We start from the raw sequence: 20,863 nt of genomic DNA on the forward strand, positions 1-20,863 counted from the left end.
GACAGACGCTTTTTTCATCATACGCATTGCTTCCGTATTTTGTCAAGAGCTGTCGCCGGATTTGAACAAAAAAATCTCCCGGGCCGGAAGGCCCGGGAGATGAGCACGCATTGCACGCGGTCTTACTCCATGGAGATGATATAGTAGTACACGGGCTGACCGCCGGAGAGCACGGCCACCTCGGCCTGGGGGCAGCGTTCCTCGAAGAGCTTGCCGGCCGCCTGGGCGTCATCCTCAGACACGTCCTCGCCGAAGTAGAGGGAGATGAAGGAGGCGCCCTTTTCCACAGCCTCCGCCGCCAGCCGCTCCAGCAGGGCGTTGAGATCGCTGTCGGTGCCGAAGAGGCGGCCCTCCTCCAGGGCCAGGTAGTCGCCCTCCTTGATGTCGAAGCCGTCGAAGTCGGAGTTCCGGGCAGCGTAGGTGATCTGGGCGGTGGTGACGGTGGCGAGGGCCTCCGTCATGGCCTGGGTGATGGATTCGGCGTCCGGGGCCTCGAAGTCCACGTTCATCATGGCGGTGATGCCCTGGGGCACGGTCTTGGTGGGGATCACCACCACGTTCTTCTCCGTCAGGGCGGCGCACTGCTGGGCGGCCATGATGATGTTGGAGTTGTTGGGCAGGATGAACACCGTCTCGGCAGGGATCTTCTCCACGCCCTCCAGGATGCTCTCGGTGGAGGGGTTCATGGTCTGACCGCCGGAGACCACGCCGTCGGCGCCCAGGTCCTGGAACACCGCGGCAAGGCCGCCGCCGGCGCACACCGCCAGGAAGCCATAGGGCTTCTCCGGCTCCGCGGGAGCGGCGGGCGCGCAGCCCTCGCCGGCCTCCAGCTCCGCCTCCACGGCCTCCAGATCGTCGGTGCTCTGGGCCTCCTTGCCCTGGGCCAGGGCCTCGGCCTGGGTGCGCATGTTCTCGATCTTGGCCAGCTCCAGGGTGCCGTACTTCTGAGACTCGGTCAGGGCGCTGCCTGGGATGTTGGTGTGGACGTGGACCTTGAAGGACTCGTCGTCCTCGCCGATGACCAGGCTGTCGCCGATGCTGTTGAGGTAGGTCCGCAGGGGCTCCAGAGAGATGTCCGGGGACGCCTTGCGGACGATGAACACGGTGTCGAAGGCGAAGGTGATCTCCTCCGCCGCCATGTAGGCGAAGTCGGCCTTCTCCTTGGTCTCCTCGCTCTCCTCCGTCTGCTCCGGCATGGGCTCGCCCCGCAGCTCGGAGAGCATGCCCTCCAGGATCAGCAGGTAGCCCTTGCCGCCGGCGTCCACCACGCCGGCCTTTTTCAGCACGGGGTTCATCTCCACCGTCTGAGCCAGGGCGTCATAGCCCTCCCGAATGGCCTCTTCCAGCACCTTTTCCACATCCTTTTCCTCCGCCGCCACATCCACGGCCCGTTTCGCCGCCAGACGGGAGACCGTGAGGACGGTGCCCTCGGCGGGCTTCATGACGGCCTTGTATGCGGAGGACACGCCCTCCTGCATGGCGGCGGCGAAGCTGGCCGCATCGGCGGATTCCCGGCCCTTGAGGCTCTTGGAGAGGCCCCGGAACAGCAGGGACAGAATGACACCGGAGTTGCCCCGGGCACCCCGCAGCAGGGCGGAGGCAGTGATGGAAGCAGCCTGGTCCACCGAGGAGGGGGAGGATTTGCGCAGCTCCGTCACGGCGGCGCCGATGGTCATGGACATATTGGTTCCGGTGTCCCCGTCGGGCACCGGGAAAACGTTCAGGTCATTGATGGCCTGCTTTTGCGCGGTGATGGCGGCGGCGCCGTGGAGCACCATCTGCTTGAACAGCGCGCCGGTGATCAGTTCGTTCATTCCTCTCGTTCCTCCCTCACAGGGTCATGGAGTCGACGCACACGTCCACTGCCTTGACGGGCACGCCGGTGTTCTTGGTGACGACGTAGCGGACCTCGTTCATGATGGAACGGCACACCGCGGGGAGATTGACGCCGTTCTCCACGATGATGTGGAGCTCGATGGAGATGGAGTTGTCGTCGTGATAGGTGATGCTGACGCCCTTGCTCATGGCCTCCCGGCGCAGCAGATGGACCAGACCGTCGGTCATGGAGCGGTATGCCATGCCCTTGACGCCGTAGCAGTTGGTAGCCGCCATGCCGGTGATGTTGGAGAACACGGCGCTGCTGACGGAGATCTCACCTTGTTCAGAATGGAATTGAATCATGAGAACGTCCTTTCTTTCCCCTTAAGTGGCGGAGAAGGATGGCCCGCCCCGAAACGGAGCCGGGCGTCCGTATTTTTGGAACTTTATTATATACGATTCAGCCGCAAAGTACAAGTATAAAAAAGAGATGACGGACCTTCCGGCGGATTTCTATTGAAATGAGAGAGAGTTTGCCGTAAAATAGACTTCCGACTACAAAGGATTTCCCGCTTCAGCGGGGAGGAGGTGCACTGCCGTGGAAAAGAGAGGGCCGCTGTGCGTGTTGGCCTGCTATGTGCTGTGGGGCGTGATGCCGGCGTTTTGGAAGCTGCTGGCGGATGTGGACTCTCTGTACGTCCTGGCCACCCGGATCGTGTGGTCCATGGTGCTCACCGGCGGCGCGCTGCTCTGGCGCAGGGACCGGCTGGCAGGCGTGCGGGCGGTGCTGCGGGAAAAGCGGGAGTGGCTGCTGCTGGCGGCGGCGGGGTGCGCCATCACCGTCAACTGGGGTGTCTACATCTGGGCGGCGGGTCACGGCCACATGCTGGATGCCAGCCTGGCCTATTATATGAACCCCATCCTGGCCATTTTGCTGGGAACGGTGGTGTTCCGGGAGAAGCTGACGGCCCTGCAATGGCTGGCGGCGGCGGTGACGCTGACGGGCCTGGTGATCGCGGTGGTCCGCTGGGGCCAGCTGCCCTGGATCGCCCTGGTGGTGGGCGGCAGCTTCGCGGTCTACGGGGCGCTGAAAAAGAAGGTAAAGTCCGATGCGGCGGTATCCACCTTCATGGAGACGCTGACGGTGTCACCCCTGGCGCTGATTGCCATTTTCTGGATGGACGCCCGGGGCGCCGGCGCCGTGGGGGTGCTGGAGGGCTGGCAGTGGCTGCTGCTGCCGGCATCCGGTGCGGTGACCACTGTGCCGCTGCTGTTCTACGCCGCCGGGATGAAGACCACACCTATGAGTCTGTCCGGTATTTTAATGTATATCAACCCCACGCTGCAGCTGCTGCTGTCGGTGCTGCTGTACCGGGAGGCGTTCACCGCCACTCACGCTATTTTGTTCGGCTTCGTTTGGACGGGTCTGGTGCTGTATCTGGCCGCCGGGGCCCTGGAGCGGCGCCGCCATCGGAAGGAGGATGTCCCATGCGCGTGATCACCGGCTCCGCCCGGGGCCGCCGGCTCAAGGAGCTGGAGGGGATGGAGACCCGTCCCACCACGGACCGGGTGAAGGAGGGATTGTTCAGCGCCCTGCAATTCGACATCGAGGGGCGGCGGGTCCTGGATCTGTTCGCCGGTACGGGTCAGCTGGGCATCGAGTGTCTCAGCCGCGGCGCGACCTCCGCCGTGTTCGTGGAGCGGCGTCCGGACGCGGTGCAGCTGATCCGGGACAACCTGCGGACCACGGAGCTCCAGGACCGGGCCCGGGTGGTGGCCGGGGAGGCCATGGCCTTTCTGGAGGGCCGGGAGAAGTTCGACCTGGTGTTCCTGGACCCGCCTTATCAGTCCGGACTGCTGGAACAGGCCCTGGACACCCTGACAAGGTTTGACATTCTCAACCCACATGGTATAATTGTGGCGGAACACCCGGCGGACCGGCGCCTGCCGCCGCTGCCGCCGCCCTACCGCCTCCGGCGTACGTACCGGTACGGCAAGATCGCCGTCAGTCTGTACCGCCGGGAGCCAGACCAAGAGAACGAGGAACAACGCCCATGAGAACAGCCGTCTGCTCCGGCAGCTTCGATCCCATCACCCTGGGCCACCTGGACCTGATCCGGCGCTCCGCCGCCTGCTTTGACAAGGTCTGGGTCTGCGTCAGCCCCAATGCCGAGAAGAAAAACCAGATGTTCACCCCCGAGGAAAAGCTGCGGCTGGTCCGCGCCGCCGTGGCGGAGCTGCCCAATGTGGAGGCGGAGCTGTGGCCGGGCCTGCTGGCGGACTACGCCGTGGACCGGGGCGCCGCCGTCATCGTGCGGGGTGTGCGCAACACCTCTGATTTTGATGTGGAGTATCAGCTGGCCCTGATTAACCGCGGGCTCTACCCCCAGCTGGAGACCATGCTGCTGCCGGCCAGTCCGGCCTACCAGCACTTCAGCTCCTCCATGGCCCGGGAGATGATCCGCTACCGCCAGCCTCTGGAGCGGTATCTGCCCGCCTCCATCATCCCCCTGGTGCAGGAAATGATCGATAAGAAAGGATGAGCCACATGGCCAATGACGTCAATCGCCTGATCGATATGATCTACGAGCGGATCGAGGATGCCAAGGCGCCGCCCCTGAAGCCCCACCTGAGCATGGTGGACCGGGACGAGCTGCTGGACCTGCTGGACGAGCTGCGGGCACAGCTGCCGGTGGAGATCAAGCGGGCCCAGGAGCTGCTCACCGCCCGGGAGAAGTTCGTGGAGGAGGCCAAGCGGGATGTGGACCGCATGATGCGCCAGGCTGAGCTGGACGCCAAGGCCAAGGTCTCTGACAGCGAGGTGCTCTACGCTGCCAAGGAGAAGGCCCGGCAGATCGTGGCCAAGGCCGAGGACCGCTCCCGCCAGCTCTATCAGGTGGCCAATGAGTACGCCGAGGACGCCCTGGCCCGCACGGAGGAGGCCGTCCGGGCCGCCCTGGAGGAGGTTCAGCAGTCCCGCGTCCGCTTCCGCAGCGCCTCCGCCGCCAAAATGCAGGAGCAGCGGGAAAAGCTGGAGGGCCGCGCTCCTGAGCAGGAGGAGACGGACGGCTGAGCCAGGTCGACCATAATCCTGAAAATTTTGTAAAAAACGACGAAGGTTTTCTTGAAACTTTTTTCTTAAAACCTAGATTTTGCGGCGATCTTCTAAAGAAGGCGTCCGCAGGCACAAGATGTTGTGCCTGCGGACGCCTTTAATTTTACGTAAACTTCCGAACACTCGTCGAACACCTGTTTCAAATGAGGCTTTTTAGGCCAAAAATAGGTAAAAACAACGGGTTTGCTGGGATTTCCGTCGGAAAAAACTGCTTGCAATCCCCGCTTTTTTCGCTTATACTCAAACCATGCGGTGGGGAAAAGTGGGTAATTAGTGTGCCCTTGTGCCAAAGAGGTGCAGACCCCGCCCAAAAAACGGGGAAAAGGGGGGCGGCCGCCGTGGCAAGACTGCTGGGAAAGTCCAACAACAGCATCGATTCCAAGGGCCGCCTGGTCATCCCTGCCTCCATGCGGGAGGCGCTGGGAGACACCTTCTTCATCACCATCGGCGCCGAGCACTGCCTGAGTATTTATCCCCAGGCCAAGTGGGAGCAGATGTCCGAGGATACCGACGACCTCTCTTACAGTGAGGTCCGGGCCCTGACGCTGCTGTACGCCAACGCCGTCCAGTGTGAGCCGGACGCCCAGGGCCGGGTGCTGATCCCCGCCAATCTCCGCAAGCACGCGGGACTGAAAAAGACCGCCACCATCGTGGGCCTCAACTCCTTCGCGGAGATCTGGGACGAGGCCGCCTGGACCGAGCGGGAGCAGCGGATGCTGGAGAGCGAGGACATGGCCGCCGCCATGGACGCCCTGGTCCGCAGCCGCCGCAGCCGCGGGTGACGCGGTATGGAATACACCCACAAGCCGGTGCTGCTGGCACCGTGTATCGAAGCACTGCGTATCCGACCCGACGGGGTCTATGTGGACGGTACGCTGGGGCGCGCTGGGCACTCCATGGAGATCGCCCGAAGGCTTACCACCGGCCGCCTCATCTGTATCGACCGGGATATGGCGGCCATTGACGCGGCCAAGGAGCGTCTGGCGCCGTACCTGGACCGGGTGACGCTGGTCCACAGCAACTTTTCGGAGCTGGGCGGCGTCCTGCGCGAGGCAGGCGTCGCCGGCGCCGACGGAATGCTGTTCGATCTGGGCGTCTCCTCCCCGCAGCTGGACGACGGGGCCCGGGGCTTTTCCTACATGCAGGACGCCCCGCTGGATATGCGGATGGACACCTCCGCCCCCCTGACCGCCTATGAGGTGGTGAACACCTGGAGCGGCGAGGAGCTGCGGCGGATCCTGTGGGAGTATGGCGAGGAGCGCTACGCCCCCGCCGTTGCAAGAGCCATCGTCCGGGCCCGGGAGACCGCGCCCGTCGCCACCACGCTGGAGCTGGTGGAGATCATCAAGAGCGCCATGCCGCCGGCGGCGCTGCGGGAAAAGCAGCACCCGGCCAAGCGCAGCTTCCAGGCCATCCGCATCGCCGTCAACGGCGAGCTGGACGCCCTGCCGCCCATGCTCCAATCGGCGGTGGACGGGCTCAATCCCGGCGGACGGCTGGCGGTGATCACCTTCCACTCCCTGGAGGACCGCATCGTCAAGCAGACCCTGCGGGATCTGGCAAAGGGCTGCACCTGCCCGCCGGAGTTCCCGGTGTGCGTGTGCGGCAACAAGCCCAAAATCCGTCTGGTGACCCGCAAGCCCATTGTGGCCGACGGAACCGAGCTGGCGGACAACCCCCGCGCCCGCAGCGCCAAGCTGCGCGTGGCGGAGAAATGCGACCCATTCGATCTTTGACCGGGGACGAGCCCCGTCTGTGTGTGAAGAGCTGGGAGAGGAGGAGCTGCCGTGGCATCTGCGGCCCGTGAATTGCGCTATAACAGCCGGAATGCCGTCTATGGCGATCTGGCCTATAATCTGGACCTGGAAGTCCGGGAGCGTGCCCTCCGTCATGCCGGCGAGACACCGCGGCATCAGACGGCCGCCCAGGCGGCGGAAAAGCCCCAGGTCCGCAGGATTGCTCAGACCCGTGTCCGTCAGCGGCAGCATCTGTCCCTTCTGTCCGTGGTGGGCTTCGGCGCCGTGGCGGCGCTGGCGGTGCTGGTGCTGATGAGCTACATCCAGCTCACCGCCCTGTCGGCAGACATGGTGTCCCTCCAGAGCCAGCTGAGCCAGCTGAAAACGGAGAATGTCTCCCTGACCGCTCAGCATGAGGAGATGTTCGACCTGGATACCGTGAAGGAGGCGGCGGAGGCCGCCGGCATGAGTAAGCCCAGCAACAGCCAGATCTACTATGTGGACCTGTCCGACGGGGACAGCGCGGTGGTCTACCAGCAGGAGGAGCCGGGCGTCCTCAGCCGCCTGCTGACGTCCCTGAACCACGGGATCTATGCCGTGGTGGAATATTTCGATTGAGCCGCGCACTATAATGGATCAGTCAGTGAGGAGTAAGAAGGCGGACTTCTTACTCCTTGCTTTGGTATTGCGGACCGGCGGAGCAGCCGCCGGAGCGGGAGGAGACCGTTTCTATGGCACATTCACCCAGAAGAAAAAGCGACGCTGCCCGGCGGGCCAATCAGGTCATCCGGGGCCGTACCATGTTGATCATGGTGCTGCTGGGCGTGGCGGCCTTTGTGGTGCTGTTTTTCAAGCTCTATGACATCCAGATCAATCAGCACGAGACCCTCCGGGCCACCGCCATCAACCAGCAGACAGACAGCACCGTCATCAGTGCCTCCCGGGGCACCATTTACGACACCAACGGCAACGTGCTGGCGGTTTCCGCCACGGCGGAGACCATCTTCCTCTCGCCCCTGGACATCGACGCCTTTGTGACAGCCCAGGAGGATGCCATCAAGGAGGCTGCCGAGAAGGCTGCCGAAGACGGTGTGAGCTACACGGCGCCGGCGGTGCTGGACCAGTCCTACATCGCCCGGGGACTCAGCCGGATCCTGGGGGTGGACGAATCCACGCTGCTGGAGAAGATGGAGGATGTGAAGTCCCAGTACAAGGTGGTGGCCGAGAAGGCGGAGCAGGACGTGGCCGACGAGGTCCGCCGCTTCATCAACGGCGAGATCGACGACGAGGGCAACCAGCTGACCACCGTCAACGACGACGGCAAGACCGTCCTCATCTCCAATCCCACCCAGAGCCCCACCAAGCTGCGGGGCATCTACCTGCGCTCGGACACCAAACGGTACTATCCCTACGGGACCCTGGCCTCCAACGTCATCGGCTTCATCAACGCCGACAACGTGGGTGCCTACGGACTGGAGGCCAAGTACGACAGCGTCCTCCAGGGCACCACCGGCCTGACGGTCACCGCCAAGGACAACTATAACCAGCCCTTGCTGTTCCAGTACGAGCAGTATTACGACGCCGAGGACGGCGGCGACCTGGTGCTGACGTTGGACCGCAACATCCAGTATTATCTGGAAAAGGGCCTGGAGAGCATGATCGCCAAGTTCGATCCTGCCAACGGCGCCACCGGCATCGTCATGGACCCCCGGGATGGGGCCGTATTGGCCATGGCCTCTTATCCCAACTACGATCTGAACAGCTACAGCACCATCTATGACCAGACCCTTCAGGAGAATCTGGACGCTACGCTGGCGGAGCTGGAGAGCAAACGCGATACCTACGCCGACGAGGATGCCTACAAGGCGGCTGTGTCTGACGCCAAGATTTCCGCCCAGTACAAACAGTGGCGCAACAAGTGCTATCAGGACACCTACGAGCCCGGCTCCACCTTCAAGCCCGTGACACTGGCCACGGCCCTGGAGGAGGGACTGGTGAGCCTGTCCAGCACCTTCACCTGCACCGGATCCACCCGTGTGGAGGGCTGGTATAAGCCCATCTACTGCTCCAACCACAGCGGCCATGGGGTCCAGACCCTGAAGGAGGCCACCGGAAACTCCTGCAACCCGGCCTTCATCTCCATGGGTTTGAAGATCGGCACCAAGACTTATTACGAGTACCTCAAGTCTTTCGGCTTCATGGAGTCCACCGGCGTGGACCTGCCCGCCGAGATCGAGACGGGCCTCTTCGCCAGTGAAAAGACCTTCAATACCGGCGTGGTGTCCCTGGCCTCCTATTCCTTCGGCCAGACCTTCAACATCTCGCCTCTGCAGCTGATCCGGGCCCAGTCCGCCTGCATCAACGGCGGCTATCTCTACACGCCCTACGTGGTAAAGCAGATCCTGGACCAGGACGGCAACGTCATCCAGCAGCATCAGGCCACGCCCACCCGCCAGGTGATCAGTGAGGAGACCTCCGCCACGGTGCGGGAGTGCCTGGAGTACGTGGTGGCCAGCGGCGGCGGCCGCAACGGCCAGGTGGCCGGCTACCGTATCGGCGGCAAGACCGGCACCGCCGACAAGACCGGTACCAACGACGTGGTGGTCTCCTTTATGTGCTTTGCCCCGGCGAACGATCCTCAGGTCATCATGCTGCTGACCATGGACACCCCCAGCCGTACCACCGGCACCGCCGTGTTCGGCGGCACCATGGTGGCCCCCATTGCCAGCTCCATCATGAGCGATATTCTGCCGTACCTGGGCGTGGAGCCGGAGTATAGCGCCGATGAACTGGTGGGCGCTGACGCCTCCGTGCCCAATGTGGTTGGCAAGGCGGCCTCCGCTGCCAAGGAGACGCTGGAGAAGGCAGGCTTTTCCTGCCGCACTGTGGGAGACGGCGACACCGTCACCGACCAGACCCCGGCCGGCGGCGCCATCGTTCCCAACAACGCCACCATCATTTTGTATCTGGGCCAGGAGAAGCCGGACGATCCCTGTACTGTGCCCAATGTCATCGGCAAGTCCGCCTCCGAGGCCAACAAGGCCATTGCCAACGCGGGACTCATCATGAAGGTGGCCGGCGCCACCTCCACCAGCTCCGGCAATGTCCACGCCATCTCCCAGGACATCGCTGCCGGCACGGAGGTGGATGCGGGCACCGTGGTCACCGTTCAGTTCGGCGACAATTCCGTGCTGGACTGAGGGGCAGTTTCTGCATATTTTTTGGCACTTTCCGCCGTATACAATCCAAAACACACTGTCTATAATGGATGCGGCAGCCCCGGCTTCACCCGGCGGGGCGCCGAAACGAGAGAGAAGGGGCGCTGCATCATGAAACTCAGAGAGCTATTGAAGGACATTCCGGTCCTCTCCGCCACGGCAGACCTGGATCTGGAGATCCCCAACGTCAGCTACGACTCCCGCGCCACAAAGCCCGGCGACCTGTTTGTGGCCATGCGGGGCTTTGCCGTGGACGGCCACGCCTTCATCGGGAAGGCGGCCGCCGCCGGTGCCGCCGCGGTGGTCTGTGAGGAGCCCCCGGCGGACGGGGCCATCCCCTATGTCCAGGTGGAGAACTCCCGCCGGAGCCTGGCGGTGATCGGCGCCAACTTCTTCGGCCACCCGGCCGCATCCATGACCATGGCAGCCGTCACCGGCACCAACGGCAAGACCAGCACCACCTACCTCCTCAAGGCCATTCTGGAGCAGGAGGCCGGGGCCAAGGTGGGGCTGATCGGCACCAACCAGAACATGATCGGCGCGGAGGTGATCCCCACGGAGCGCACCACGCCGGAGTCCTTCGAGGTCCAGCGGCTCTTCGCCCAGATGCGGGACGCCGGCTGCACCCACGTGGTCATGGAGGTCTCCTCCCACGCCCTGGCCCTGGACCGGGTCTACGGGGTGCATTACGACGTGGGTGTGTTCACCAACCTGACTCAGGACCACCTGGATTTCCACAAGACCATGGAGGCCTACTGCGACGCCAAGGCCATCTTGTTCCGGCACTGCGCCGTGGGTGTGGTCAACGCCGACGACCCCTGGACCGGACGGCTGACGGCGGAGGCCACCTGCCGCCTCGTCACCTACGCCGAGAAGGCCCCGGCGGACCTGCGGGCGGAGAACATCGTCCTGGGGGCCGAGGGCATCGCCTTCGACGCCGTGACGAAAACGGAGCGCGTCCCCATTTCCGTTGGCATTCCCGGCGGATTTATGGTATATAATACGCTGGATGTGCTGGGCGCGGCCCTGGCCCTGGGGATCCCCCTGGAGAAGAGCGCCGACGCTCTCAGCCGGGTGCCCCACGTGAAGGGGCGTGTGGAGGTGGTCCCCACCCCCGGCAAGGACTACACCATCCTCATCGACTACGCCCACAGCCCCGACGGTCTTGAAAACGTCCTCACCGCCGTGAAGGGCTTCGCCAAGGGCCGCACCGTGGCCCTGTTCGGCTGCGGCGGCGACCGGGATCGGACCAAGCGGCCCAAGATGGGAAAGATCGCCGCGGACATCGCCGACTTCGTGGTGGTGACCTCCGACAACCCCCGGACCGAGAAGCCCGGCGACATCATCGCCGACATCCTGCCGGGCCTGGAGGGCAGCGATACGCCCCACGTGGTCATCGAGGACCGGATCGAGGCCATCCACTGGATCATGGACCACGCTCTGCCCGGCGATGTGATCGCCCTGTGCGGCAAGGGCCACGAGACCTACCAGGAGATCAACCATGTGAAGCATCACATGGATGAGCGGGAGATCGTGGCGGAGTACCTGCAAAAGGCCTGAGCGCCGGAAGTCCGGCGTCAAGCGGTTTGCCGGAGGCAAACCCTTGAAATCGGCCGAATTCACTTCGGCCGATTTGAGTCCAATGCGGGGTCCCTGCAAAATCGGAGATTTTGTGGGGCATCAACCATGTGAAGCATCACATGGATGAGCGGGAGATCGTGGCGGAGTACCTGCAAAAGGCCTGAGCGCCGGAAGTCCGGCGTCAAGCGGTTTGCCGGAGGCAAACCCTTGAAATCGGCCGGATTCACTTCGGCCGATTTGCGTCCCATGCGGGGCCCCCGCAAAATCGGAGAGTTTGTGGGGCATCAACCATGTGAAGCACCACATGGATGAGCGGGAGATCGTGGCGGAGTACCTGGCGGGAAAGCGACCGCCGGGCATCCGCCCGTACAAAAGCGCCGGGGGTGTGCCCGGCAAGGAGAGGGAGAGAACTATGACACAATCCATCATCGCGGCAGGGTTGGCCTTCGTGCTGACGCTGGTGATCGGCCGCTTTCTGATCCCGGAGCTGCGCAAGCTCAAGGCCGGGCAGGAGATCCGCGCCGACGGTCCCACCTGGCATATGTCTAAGGCGGGCACGCCCACCATGGGCGGCATCATGTTCATTCTGGGCGCCGGGGTGATCGTATTCATTCTGGGCTGGGGGAACATGCTGGACGGGGTGTTCGTGCACCTGTACGTCTACCTGTTCGCCCTGATCTTCGGCCTGATCGGCTTTGTGGACGACTACCGCAAGGTCCGCCAGCACCAGAACGAGGGCCTCACCGCCAAGCAGAAATTCGTGCTGCAGCTGGCGGCGGCGATCTTGTTCCTGTGCCTGATGCGCTATGAGGGGCTGCTGAGCAACCACCTGTACATCCCCTTCCTGAACGTCAGCGTGGAGATCAACTGGATCGTGTATCTGGTGTTCGCCGCCTTCGTGATCGTGGGCTGCGTCAACGCCGTGAACCTGACGGACGGCATCGACGGCCTGGCGTGCAGCGTCACCTTTGTGGTGATGGTGTTCTTCGCTGTGACCGGATACCTTTGGAGCGCGGGCGGTGCCGGGGCGCTGTTCCCGGCGGCCATGGCCGGAGGCCTGGCGGCCTTCTTTGTCTACAACCACCACCCCGCCAAGGTCTTTATGGGCGATACCGGCAGCCTCTTTCTGGGCGGCGCCGTGGCGGCCCTGGCCTTCTCCATGGATATGCCCCTGATCCTGATTCCTGTGGGCATCATCTACATTCTGGAGACCCTGTCCGACATCATCCAGGTGGGCTATTTCAAGGCCACCCACGGCAAGCGCTTTTTCAAGATGGCGCCGCTGCACCACCATCTGGAGCTGTCCGGCTGGAGCGAGGCGAAGCTGGTGACGGTATTTTCCCTGGTGACGGTGGTGTGCTGCGTGCTGGCGTACTTCGGCGCCGCGGGCCGCTATTGAACCATTTGATATTTTGAGGGAGAGGAGGGAAGGTCATGTCATATCCGCGCCCCCAGGCCCGGCCCCAATTCCACAGCCGGCCCCAACCCCGTCCGCAGGACCGGCCCCAGCGCCGCCGCCGGCCCATGAGCCGGGAGGAGGCCCTGGCCCGTCAGGAGCGGCGCCAGCGGCAGAAGGAGCTGGAGGAGGAGAGCCGGGAGCTGGCCCGGGGCCCCATCGACCTGCCCTTCTTCGTGCTGGTGATGCTGCTGCTGGGCATCGGATTGGTGATGCTGCTGTCCGCCAGCTTTCCCTCTGCCTACGCGGAGACCGATGGGGAAAATCCCCTGTACTATTTCAGCCATCAGGCGGTGTTCGCCGTTATGGGCGTGGCCGCCATGATCTTCATCGGCAAGATCAACTACCAGCGGTTCCGGGCATTGGGAAAGCCGCTGCTGTACCTGTCCGTGATCCTGCTGGTGCTGGTGCTGGTCCCCGGCGTGGGCCTCACCCACTACAACGCCACCCGCTGGCTGGGCATCCCCGGCACCTCCTTCCAGTTCCAGCCCTCGGAGATCGCCAAGGCGGCGGTGGTGCTGTACTTTGCCGACAGCATCTCCAAAAAGAAGGACCAGATGCGCTCCTTCCGCTACGGCATCCTGCCCTACGCCCTGATCCTGGCGGTGGTGGCGGGGCTGGTGCTGCTGGAGCCCCACCTCTCCGGCGCCATTTTGATCCTGGGCGCCGGTGCCGCTGTTATGCTGGTGGGCGGCATCAACTGGGCCTGGGTGGGCGCCGCGGGAGGCGCCGCGGGGCTCCTGCTGTATCTGGTGCTGTTCGTCGTGGGGTACAACAAGACCCGCATGACCTCCTGGCTGGATCCCTGGGCCGACGCCCAGGGCAGCGGCTACCAGCTGACCCAGAGCCTCATTGCCATCGGCTCCGGCGGTCTGCTGGGCGTGGGGCTTGGCAAGAGCCAGCAGAAGTTCTACTACCTGCCGGAGGAGCACAACGACTTTATCTTTGCCATCGTCTGTGAGGAGCTGGGCCTCATCGGCGCGGCCATCATCATGGCCATCTTCGCGGCGCTGATCCTCCGGGGCTTCTGGATCGCCCTCCACGCCCGGGACCGCTTCGGCAGCCTCCTGGTGGTAGGTATCATCACCCTCATGGGCGTCCAGACCTTTTTGAACATCGGCGTGGTCACGGGCCTGCTGCCCACCACCGGCATCTCCCTGCCCTTTTTCAGCTACGGCGGCACCGCCCTCTCCGTCCAACTTGCGGAGATGGGCATCGTGCTGTCGGTGTCCCGGCAGATGAAGCCCACCAGAGCGGGGTAGGCGCGCTGCCGGCCCCGCTTTTCCACACTGTAAAGACGCGCCCGCCGCCGGAAAAGTTTTCCCGCCGCGCGCCGCGATCTCCGTCAGAAACAGAGGTACGGACCATGGAACATACGCTCAAACGGATCCTATTCACCTGCGGCGGCACCGCGGGACACGTGAACCCGGCCATCGCCCTGGCTCAGCTGATGCAGGAGCGGGACCGGGAGCGGGAGGTGCTGTTCGTGGGAGCGGACCGGGGACTGGAGAAGGACCTGGTGCCCAAGGCGGGCTATCCCTTCCGGACGGTCCACATCTCCAGCTTCCACCGCTCCCTGCGGCCGGCCGAGCTGCGTCACAATCTCATCTCCGCCGTGAACCTGGTGCGCTCGCCCCGGGAGGCCCGGGCCATCCTGCGCCAGTTCCGGCCGGACGTGGTGATCGGCACCGGCGGCTACGCCAGCTACCCCATGGTCCAGGCGGCGGCCAGGGCCGGCATCCCCACGGCCATTCACGAGTCCAACATGGTGCCGGGCCTGACCACGGAGGTGCTGGCGAACTATGCCGACCGGGTCATGGTGGGCTTTGAGGCCTGCCGGGAGCACTACCGCCGCCCGGAGAAGGTGGTGGTCACCGGCACGCCGGTGCGGGAGGACTTTTTCCGCATCACCAGGGAGGAGGCCAAGCGCCAGCTGGGCGTGGACGACGGCCGGCCGCTGATCGTGTCCTTCTGGGGGTCCCTGGGGGCCTCCGGCATGAACCGCGAGATGGCGGATTTCCTGGCCCTTGAGGCGGCCAAGGAGCCCTTCCACCACATCCACGGCGCCGGGAAGGCCGGCTATCCGGTGCTCCTGGCGCAGCTGCGGGAGAAGGGCGTGGACCTGGAGGCCCACCCGGCGCTCCAGGTGCGGGAGTACATCTACGATATGGCCCCGGTGCTGCGGGCGGCGGACCTGGTGCTGTGCCGGGCCGGCGCCTCCACCATCAGCGAGCTGACGGCCCTGGGGGTCCCGGCGGTGATCGTGCCCTCCCCCTATGTGACCAACAACCACCAGGAGAAGAACGCCCGGGTGCTGGAGGCCGCCGGCGCCGCGGTCGTGGTGCTGGAGCAGGACAGCTCCGGCCAGGCCCTGTTCCAGGCCGCCTGCGGCATCCTCCACGACGAGTCCCGCCGGACCGCTATGGCGGCGGCCATGGCGTCGCTTGGCATCCGGGACGCCGCGGAGCGGATCTATCAGACGGTCCTGGAGATCTGCAAGTAACCTCTTTTCCCCGCCTTCCATAGGATGGACTGTTGAACCATTCTGGATACGGAGGGGAACGTGTATGAGTCAGCTGACGATCACAGGAGGCCGCGCTCTGCGGGGCGAGGTGACGGTCCAGGGGGCCAAGAACAGCGTGCTGCCCATTCTGGCGGCCACGCTGCTTGCCCAGGGGCCGGTGGAGCTGCTGGGCTGTCCCCGGCTGCGGGACGTGGACGCCTCCGTGCGCATCCTGCGGCACCTGGGCTGCGACGCCCGGTGGGAGGGGAGCAGCCTGGTGGTGGACACCGCCGGGTTGAACCGGTGCGAGATTTCTGATATACTAATGCGGGAAATGCGCTCTTCCGCCATCTTTCTGGGGGCGATCCTGGCCCGCTGCGGCCAGGCGGACCTGAGCTACCCCGGCGGATGCGAGCTGGGCCCCCGGCCCATCGACCTGCACCTCAGCGGCCTGCGGGACCTGGGGGCGGAGATCCGGGAGGAGGGCGGCGTCCTTCGGTGCCGGGCGCCCCGGCTGGTGGGGCGGGAGCTGATTTTGAGCATGCCCTCCGTGGGCGCCACGGAGAATCTGATGCTGGCTGCCTGCGGGGCGGAGGGAACCACTGTGATCTCCAACGCCGCCCGGGAGCCGGAGATCGTGGATTTGCAGATGTTCCTCAACGCCTGCGGCGCGAAGGTTCAGGGCGCGGGCTCCTCCTCCGTCACGGTGGAGGGCGGGCGGACCTTCCACGGCTGCACCTACGCCTGTATGCCGGACCGGATCGTGGCGTCTACTTACCTGTGTGCCCTGGCCTCCGCCGGAGGCAGCGTGCGGCTGCTGGGCGCCCGGGAGCGGCACCTGGCCACCGTCACCGCTGCGCTGCGGGAGGCGGGCTGCGCCATCGCCTCCGACGAGGGCGGGCTGACCGCCGTGTGCCGCCAGCGGCTCCGGGCTGTCCGGGCGGTGCGGACGGCGCCCTATCCGGGATTCCCCACCGACGCCCAGGCGGTGCTGATGGCAGCGCTGCTGCGCAGCCGGGGGACCACGGTGTTTGAGGAGAACATCTTTGAAAACCGCTACCGCCATGTGGATGAGCTGACCCGCATGGGCGCCCGGATCCGGGTGTCCGGCCGGACGGCGGTGGTCACCGGCGTGGAGACCCTCCACGGCGCGCCGGTCCGATGCACGGACCTGCGGGGCGGGGCGGCGCTGTGCGTAGCGGCCCTGGGGGCGGAGGGGGAGACCCAGGTCTCCGAGATCTGCCACATCGACCGGGGCTATGAGGACATTGCCCGGGACCTGCGGGCCCTGGGGGCGGACATCGTCCGCGTGGAGACAGAAGAACGCTAGGAGCAGGACTATGGCCAGACGCAGGAATTCCAATCGCCGGCGGAGAAGGGGAAGCTTCGGCTTCCTCTATAAGCTCTTGTCCACGCTGGCCATCTGCGCCGTGGTGGTGGCGGCTCTGACGCTGTTTTTCCGGGTGGACACCATCGAGGTCAGCGGCACGGTGCGCTACTCCGCTCAGGAGATCATCGACGCCTCCGGCGTCAGCACCGGCGACAACCTCTTTCTGCTGAACAAATACAGCGTGGACCAGAGCATCAAGGCGGCGCTGCCCTATGTCCAGGAGCTGCGGATCAGCCGCAGCCTGCCGGACACCCTGGTGATCCAGGTGACGGAGTGCAGCACGCCCCTGGCGGTGGTCCAGGACGGCAGCGCCTGGCTGGTGAGCCCTGCCGGAAAGATCGTGGAGCAGGCAGAGCCCTCCGCCGCGGAGCAGTACGCCGTCATCGACGGCTGCGAGCTGCTGGCGCCCTCCGTGGGCACGCCGCTGGCTCTGGCCACGGAGTACGCCTCCCAACAGCAGAGCCTGCTGGACCTGCTCTCGGCGCTGGAGGAGGCGGACCTGCTGGACCAGGTGGACGCCATCCACCTGGAGGACCTGGCGGTGCTGCGGATGGACTACGCCGGCCGCTTCGTGGTGGAACTGCCCTATGGGGCGGACTACGATTACAAGCTGCGGTTTTTGACGGTCAGTCTGGAAGAGACTTCCATTCAGAACAACCAGGGCGGCACCATCCAGCTCACCGGCGACGACGGCAAGGTGAATTTCATCCCCTCCTGAGCGGGCGGCGCCGGGATCCGACGGAAAATTCCCGGATCCGCCGGGAAAAAACCTGGGGAAAAGGAAGAGAGGCACTTGACCGGAAGGGGAAAGTGTCATACAATAAACTAAATATCGAAACCACAGGATATTGTGAGATCAAGAGGGAGTTTTTCCCCTTTTCTACAAATGATAGTAGGAGGCACCACTATGGCATTTGGATTGGAGACCGGTCCCGATACCGTTGTCAATATCAAGGTCATCGGCGTGGGCGGCGGCGGCAACAATGTGGTCAACCGCATGGTCCGCAGCGGCACCAAGGGCGTGGACTTCGTGGCAGTCAACACCGACAAGCAGGCGCTGAACGTCTCCAGCGCCAACTATAAAATTCAGATCGGCGAAAAGCTGACCCACGGCCAGGGCGCCGGTTCCGATCCCGAGGTGGGCCGCAAAAGCGCCGAGGAGAGCCGCAACCAGATCGCCAAGGCGCTGGAGGACACCGACATGGTGTTCATCACCGCCGGCATGGGCGGCGGCACCGGCACCGGCGGTGCGCCCATTGTGGCGGAGATCGCCAAGGAAATGGATATCCTCACCGTGGCGGTGGTCACCAAGCCCTTCGGCTTTGAGGGGCGCCGCCGGATGCAGCAGGCCGAGGCCGGCATCGCCGAGCTGGAGGGGAAGGTGGACTCCCTGGTCATCATCCCCAACGAGCGGCTCAAGCACGCCACGGACCAGAAGATCACCTTTGCCAACGCCTTCGAAATCGCCGACGATGTGCTGCGCCAGGCAGTGCAGTCCATCTCCGACCTGATTCGGGACACCGGCTTCATCAACCTGGACTTCGCGGACGTCACCGCCATCATGAAAAACGCCGGCATGGCCCACATGGGCGTGGGCCGGGCCGCCGGCAAGGGCAAGGCCGAGGAGGCCGCCAAGATGGCCATTTCCAGCCCCCTGCTGGAGACCTCCATCGAGGGGGCCAAGGGCGTCCTCATCAATGTCACCGGCTCCATGGACATCGGACTGGAGGAAGTGGAGCAGGCCGCCAGCTTGGTCCAGGCCGCCGTCCATCCCGACGCCCTCACCATCTTCGGCGCCACCTTCGATGAGACGCTGGACGACGAGATCCGCGTCACCGTTATCGCCACCGGCTTCGACAAGGCGCCGGGCGACCTGCCCAAGATGGCCGCGTCCCAGCAGCCCGCTTCCAACGCCGCTCCGGCTCCGGTGCCCCTTCAGGAGGAGGATGTGCCCAAGCCCCAGGAGCCGGAGGAAGATCCCTTCGACGATATTTTCAAAATTTTCAACAAACGGGATTGAATATTTTTGGAAGGACCCGCAGGAGTTTGCCTGCGGGTCCTTTGTATATCTTGGCGCCGTCCCGGTTTCCGAATGCTGCCATGGCGGCGCTGGCGGTTTTTGCATGGGCTGATTTCACCTCTGCGGCAGATGATAACGGTGCCGGCAAATTTCGACGTTTGCCGGCTGCGTTTGAGAAAGGGGTGATTTCATTTGTATGGACCATTTCAAAAAGCGAACGGTGTGCTGCGGGGCGGCGCGGCACTCCTTCTGGCATTGCTGCTGTGCACGGCGCCCTTCGGCGCCGGTGTGACGGCCTCGGCCGCCGGCAGTGAATCCTCCGCCCGGATGCTGGTGCCCGTGGGCCACACCATCGGCATCAAGCTGTTCGCAAGAGGCGTGCTGGTGGTGAAGCTCTCCGACGGCGGGACCCCCGCCAAGGACTGCGGCCTCCAGACCGGCGACGTCATCGTCAAGTGCGGCGGCGTGTCCGTCACCTCCACGGAGCAGTTCCAGACCCTGCTCCAGGAGAACGGCGGCGACGCCACGGACCTCCAGATCCGCCGGGGCGGCGAGAGCATGACATTGGAGGTGGAGCCCCGTCCCAACGACCAGGGCCAGTATGCCATCGGTGCCTGGATCCGGGACAGCATGGCCGGCATCGGCACCATGACCTATTATGACCCGGCTACCGGTGCGTTCGGCGCTCTGGGCCACGGCATCACCGACGTGGACACGGCCCAGCTGATGCCCTTCTCCTCCGGCTCCATCCTGCCCTCCACCGTCAAGGCGGTGAAAAAGGGCGCCTCCGGCGCGGCCGGGGAGCTGCGGGGAGATTTTGACCTGACCCGGGATCTGGGTACGTTGTCTGCCAACACCGCCTCCGGCGTGTTCGGCACAGTGGAAGAGAGCGATTTTACCGAGAGCCTGACCGGTGCGCTGCCGGTGGCGGCGGCCTCGGAGGTCCAGACCGGCCCGGCGGTGATCCTCTCCAACGTGGAGGGCGATCACGTGGCGGAATATGATGTGGAAATTTTACAGATCGTAGAGGGTTCCGCAGACGGGCGGGACCTGGTGATCTCCGTGACGGACCCGGAACTGATCGCCGCCACCGGCGGCATCGTCCAGGGCATGAGCGGCAGCCCCATTTTGCAGAACGGAAAATTTGTGGGCGCCGTGACCCATGTGCTGCTGAATGACCCAACCAAAGGATATGGAATTTTGATGGAAACTATGCTCAAAGCGGGGCAGGCCGCCTGACCGGCCGCTCACGCAGCAGGCCCGCCGGATCACCGGCGGGCCTGTGTCACGGGTACTTGACGAGGAGAACAATTTTCCATATCATGAGATGAAGGATACGGACGAGCCGCGGCTCATACCAAGGCCAGCTTGGCGTTGAGCTTTTTGTAGATCCGCTCCCGGAACCAGGGCTCTGTGGAGGCGGCCGCCGCCTCCTCCAGGCCGAACCAGCCCACGGCGCTGTTCTCATCGGGCTTGCGGCGCACCGGGTCCGCCGGGTCTGCCTCCAGCAGATAGGTGACGTTGAGGTGCAGGTGGGAGGAGACGTACACGCCCCGCTTCTCGTGGCCGTCCACGGTCAGGATCTCCAGGGAGTAGATCTCCGGCGACACCGGCCGCACGTTCACAAGGCCGCTCTCCTCCCGGACCTCCCGCAGGGCCACTGCCAGCAGGTCCCGCTCCCCGTCGGCGTGGCCGCCCAGCCAGGCCCAGGACCCGTACAGATTGTGATACGCCATCAGCACCTGCCGCCGGTCCGGACTCACCACCCAGGCCGAGGCTGTCAGGTGAGCGGAGGCATTGTCCCGGGTATACAGCGCCTCGCCGCTGCCCAGCCGCCGCAGCAGCTCCGCCCGGTCCTGCTCCTCCTGGGGGTTCCAGGGCTGAAAGGCCCTGATCTGCTCCAATAGCTCCATTTCACCGCCGCCTTTTTCGTTCAGATGTCCCGATTTTAGCACAAAGCGGCGGGAAAGGGAAGAGCGCCGCGCGGGAGGTGGCAGAAACCGTCGAATGATTTTTGGGATTTATT

At 64.5% G+C, this 20,863-nt stretch carries 19 protein-coding genes; 16 read left to right on the top strand and 3 right to left on the bottom strand.

Translation table 11 applies throughout. From position 1 onward, the window contains the following. Positions 1-122: 122 nt before the first annotated feature. Together ACVDHE_RS09445 and ACVDHE_RS09450 are read right to left on the bottom strand one after the other, a co-directional pair. Entirely contained in the window at positions 123-1,814 is a 1,692-nt protein-coding gene (locus ACVDHE_RS09445; RefSeq protein ID WP_458884415.1) for a DAK2 domain-containing protein, read from the bottom strand. Between the two features lie 16 nt (positions 1,815-1,830). Beyond that, complete coding sequence (locus tag ACVDHE_RS09450) at positions 1,831-2,181, bottom strand: Asp23/Gls24 family envelope stress response protein (RefSeq protein WP_213037839.1); 351 nt, start codon at positions 2,179-2,181, stop codon at positions 1,831-1,833. 235 nt (positions 2,182-2,416) lie between these two features. Here ACVDHE_RS09450 and rarD point away from each other — a divergent pair, with 235 nt between their 5' ends. The 16 genes from rarD (at position 2,417) to spoIVB (ending at position 20,076) form a co-directional block, all read left to right on the top strand. Then, a complete protein-coding gene (gene rarD / locus ACVDHE_RS09455) occupies positions 2,417-3,316 on the top strand; it encodes an EamA family transporter RarD (protein WP_213037840.1) in 900 nt (299 codons plus the stop codon). Beyond that, complete coding sequence (gene rsmD, locus ACVDHE_RS09460; RefSeq protein ID WP_458884416.1) at positions 3,307-3,876, top strand: 16S rRNA (guanine(966)-N(2))-methyltransferase RsmD; 570 nt, start codon at positions 3,307-3,309, stop codon at positions 3,874-3,876. Before rarD ends, rsmD begins: the two co-directional genes overlap by 10 nt. Further along, positions 3,873-4,361, top strand: a complete 489-nt coding sequence (gene coaD / locus ACVDHE_RS09465; protein WP_213037842.1) for a pantetheine-phosphate adenylyltransferase — start codon at positions 3,873-3,875, stop codon at positions 4,359-4,361. The genes rsmD and coaD overlap by 4 nt, the downstream gene beginning before the upstream one ends. Before the next feature lie 5 nt (positions 4,362-4,366). Continuing rightward, positions 4,367-4,891 (top strand): hypothetical protein, encoded by a 525-nt coding sequence (locus ACVDHE_RS09470; protein ID WP_325224069.1) that lies wholly within the window; start codon positions 4,367-4,369, stop codon positions 4,889-4,891. A gap of 380 nt (positions 4,892-5,271) precedes the next feature. Continuing rightward, the gene (mraZ, locus tag ACVDHE_RS09475) at positions 5,272-5,715 is read left to right on the top strand and encodes a division/cell wall cluster transcriptional repressor MraZ (RefSeq protein WP_213037844.1); all 444 of its coding nucleotides are present in this window, start codon (positions 5,272-5,274) and stop codon (positions 5,713-5,715) included. A gap of 6 nt (positions 5,716-5,721) precedes the next feature. Further along, the gene (gene rsmH, locus ACVDHE_RS09480) at positions 5,722-6,669 is read left to right on the top strand and encodes a 16S rRNA (cytosine(1402)-N(4))-methyltransferase RsmH (RefSeq protein ID WP_458884417.1); all 948 of its coding nucleotides are present in this window, start codon (positions 5,722-5,724) and stop codon (positions 6,667-6,669) included. A gap of 51 nt (positions 6,670-6,720) precedes the next feature. Then, complete coding sequence (locus ACVDHE_RS09485; protein ID WP_325225438.1) at positions 6,721-7,287, top strand: hypothetical protein; 567 nt, start codon at positions 6,721-6,723, stop codon at positions 7,285-7,287. Between the two features lie 113 nt (positions 7,288-7,400). Beyond that, positions 7,401-9,869, top strand: a complete 2,469-nt coding sequence (locus ACVDHE_RS09490; protein WP_325225436.1) for a penicillin-binding transpeptidase domain-containing protein — start codon at positions 7,401-7,403, stop codon at positions 9,867-9,869. Between the two features lie 129 nt (positions 9,870-9,998). Then, a complete protein-coding gene (locus ACVDHE_RS09495) occupies positions 9,999-11,447 on the top strand; it encodes a UDP-N-acetylmuramoyl-L-alanyl-D-glutamate--2,6-diaminopimelate ligase (protein ID WP_325225434.1) in 1,449 nt (482 codons plus the stop codon). 433 nt (positions 11,448-11,880) lie between these two features. Then, positions 11,881-12,867, top strand: coding sequence for a phospho-N-acetylmuramoyl-pentapeptide-transferase (gene mraY / locus ACVDHE_RS09500; protein ID WP_213039914.1), 987 nt, complete (start codon positions 11,881-11,883; stop codon positions 12,865-12,867). 35 nt (positions 12,868-12,902) lie between these two features. Then, a complete protein-coding gene (gene ftsW / locus ACVDHE_RS09505) occupies positions 12,903-14,186 on the top strand; it encodes a putative lipid II flippase FtsW (protein ID WP_458884418.1) in 1,284 nt (427 codons plus the stop codon). 104 nt (positions 14,187-14,290) lie between these two features. Beyond that, a complete protein-coding gene (murG, locus tag ACVDHE_RS09510) occupies positions 14,291-15,427 on the top strand; it encodes an undecaprenyldiphospho-muramoylpentapeptide beta-N-acetylglucosaminyltransferase (RefSeq protein ID WP_458884419.1) in 1,137 nt (378 codons plus the stop codon). A gap of 64 nt (positions 15,428-15,491) precedes the next feature. Further along, entirely contained in the window at positions 15,492-16,757 is a 1,266-nt protein-coding gene (murA, locus tag ACVDHE_RS09515) for a UDP-N-acetylglucosamine 1-carboxyvinyltransferase (RefSeq protein ID WP_458884420.1), read from the top strand. Positions 16,758-16,767: 10 nt separating this feature from the next. Then, on the top strand, positions 16,768-17,535 hold the full coding sequence (locus ACVDHE_RS09520) for a cell division protein FtsQ/DivIB (protein WP_458884421.1): 768 nt from the start codon (positions 16,768-16,770) through the stop codon (positions 17,533-17,535). A gap of 189 nt (positions 17,536-17,724) precedes the next feature. Beyond that, positions 17,725-18,837, top strand: a complete 1,113-nt coding sequence (gene ftsZ / locus ACVDHE_RS09525; protein ID WP_458884423.1) for a cell division protein FtsZ — start codon at positions 17,725-17,727, stop codon at positions 18,835-18,837. Positions 18,838-19,029: 192 nt separating this feature from the next. Continuing rightward, a complete protein-coding gene (gene spoIVB / locus ACVDHE_RS09530; protein WP_458884424.1) occupies positions 19,030-20,076 on the top strand; it encodes a SpoIVB peptidase in 1,047 nt (348 codons plus the stop codon). A 113-nt stretch (positions 20,077-20,189) separates the two neighbouring features. Here the strand turns inward: spoIVB and ACVDHE_RS09535 are convergent, their stop codons facing one another. Next, positions 20,190-20,750, bottom strand: coding sequence for an NUDIX hydrolase (locus ACVDHE_RS09535; protein WP_458884426.1), 561 nt, complete (start codon positions 20,748-20,750; stop codon positions 20,190-20,192). Between the last annotated feature and the right edge of the window lie 113 nt (positions 20,751-20,863).

Source organism: Dysosmobacter sp. Phy (genome assembly GCF_054476235.1).

Bases quoted from the DNA above. Each gene is read 5' to 3' on its own strand.
- ACVDHE_RS09470 (WP_325224069.1), top strand. From the start codon at position 4,367: ATGGCCAATGACGTCAATCGCCTGATCGATATGATCTACGAGCGGATC.
- murG (WP_458884419.1), top strand. From the start codon at position 14,291: ATGGAACATACGCTCAAACGGATCCTATTCACCTGCGGCGGCACCGCG.
- ftsW (WP_458884418.1), top strand. From the start codon at position 12,903: ATGTCATATCCGCGCCCCCAGGCCCGGCCCCAATTCCACAGCCGGCCC.
- murA (WP_458884420.1), top strand. From the start codon at position 15,492: ATGAGTCAGCTGACGATCACAGGAGGCCGCGCTCTGCGGGGCGAGGTG.
- ACVDHE_RS09445 (WP_458884415.1), bottom strand. From the start codon at position 1,814: ATGAACGAACTGATCACCGGCGCGCTGTTCAAGCAGATGGTGCTCCAC.
- ACVDHE_RS09535 (WP_458884426.1), bottom strand. From the start codon at position 20,750: ATGGAGCTATTGGAGCAGATCAGGGCCTTTCAGCCCTGGAACCCCCAG.
- mraY (WP_213039914.1), top strand. From the start codon at position 11,881: ATGACACAATCCATCATCGCGGCAGGGTTGGCCTTCGTGCTGACGCTG.
- ACVDHE_RS09520 (WP_458884421.1), top strand. From the start codon at position 16,768: ATGGCCAGACGCAGGAATTCCAATCGCCGGCGGAGAAGGGGAAGCTTC.
- coaD (WP_213037842.1), top strand. From the start codon at position 3,873: ATGAGAACAGCCGTCTGCTCCGGCAGCTTCGATCCCATCACCCTGGGC.
- ACVDHE_RS09450 (WP_213037839.1), bottom strand. From the start codon at position 2,181: ATGATTCAATTCCATTCTGAACAAGGTGAGATCTCCGTCAGCAGCGCC.
- ACVDHE_RS09495 (WP_325225434.1), top strand. From the start codon at position 9,999: ATGAAACTCAGAGAGCTATTGAAGGACATTCCGGTCCTCTCCGCCACG.
- ftsZ (WP_458884423.1), top strand. From the start codon at position 17,725: ATGGCATTTGGATTGGAGACCGGTCCCGATACCGTTGTCAATATCAAG.
- rsmH (WP_458884417.1), top strand. From the start codon at position 5,722: ATGGAATACACCCACAAGCCGGTGCTGCTGGCACCGTGTATCGAAGCA.
- ACVDHE_RS09490 (WP_325225436.1), top strand. From the start codon at position 7,401: ATGGCACATTCACCCAGAAGAAAAAGCGACGCTGCCCGGCGGGCCAAT.
- rsmD (WP_458884416.1), top strand. From the start codon at position 3,307: ATGCGCGTGATCACCGGCTCCGCCCGGGGCCGCCGGCTCAAGGAGCTG.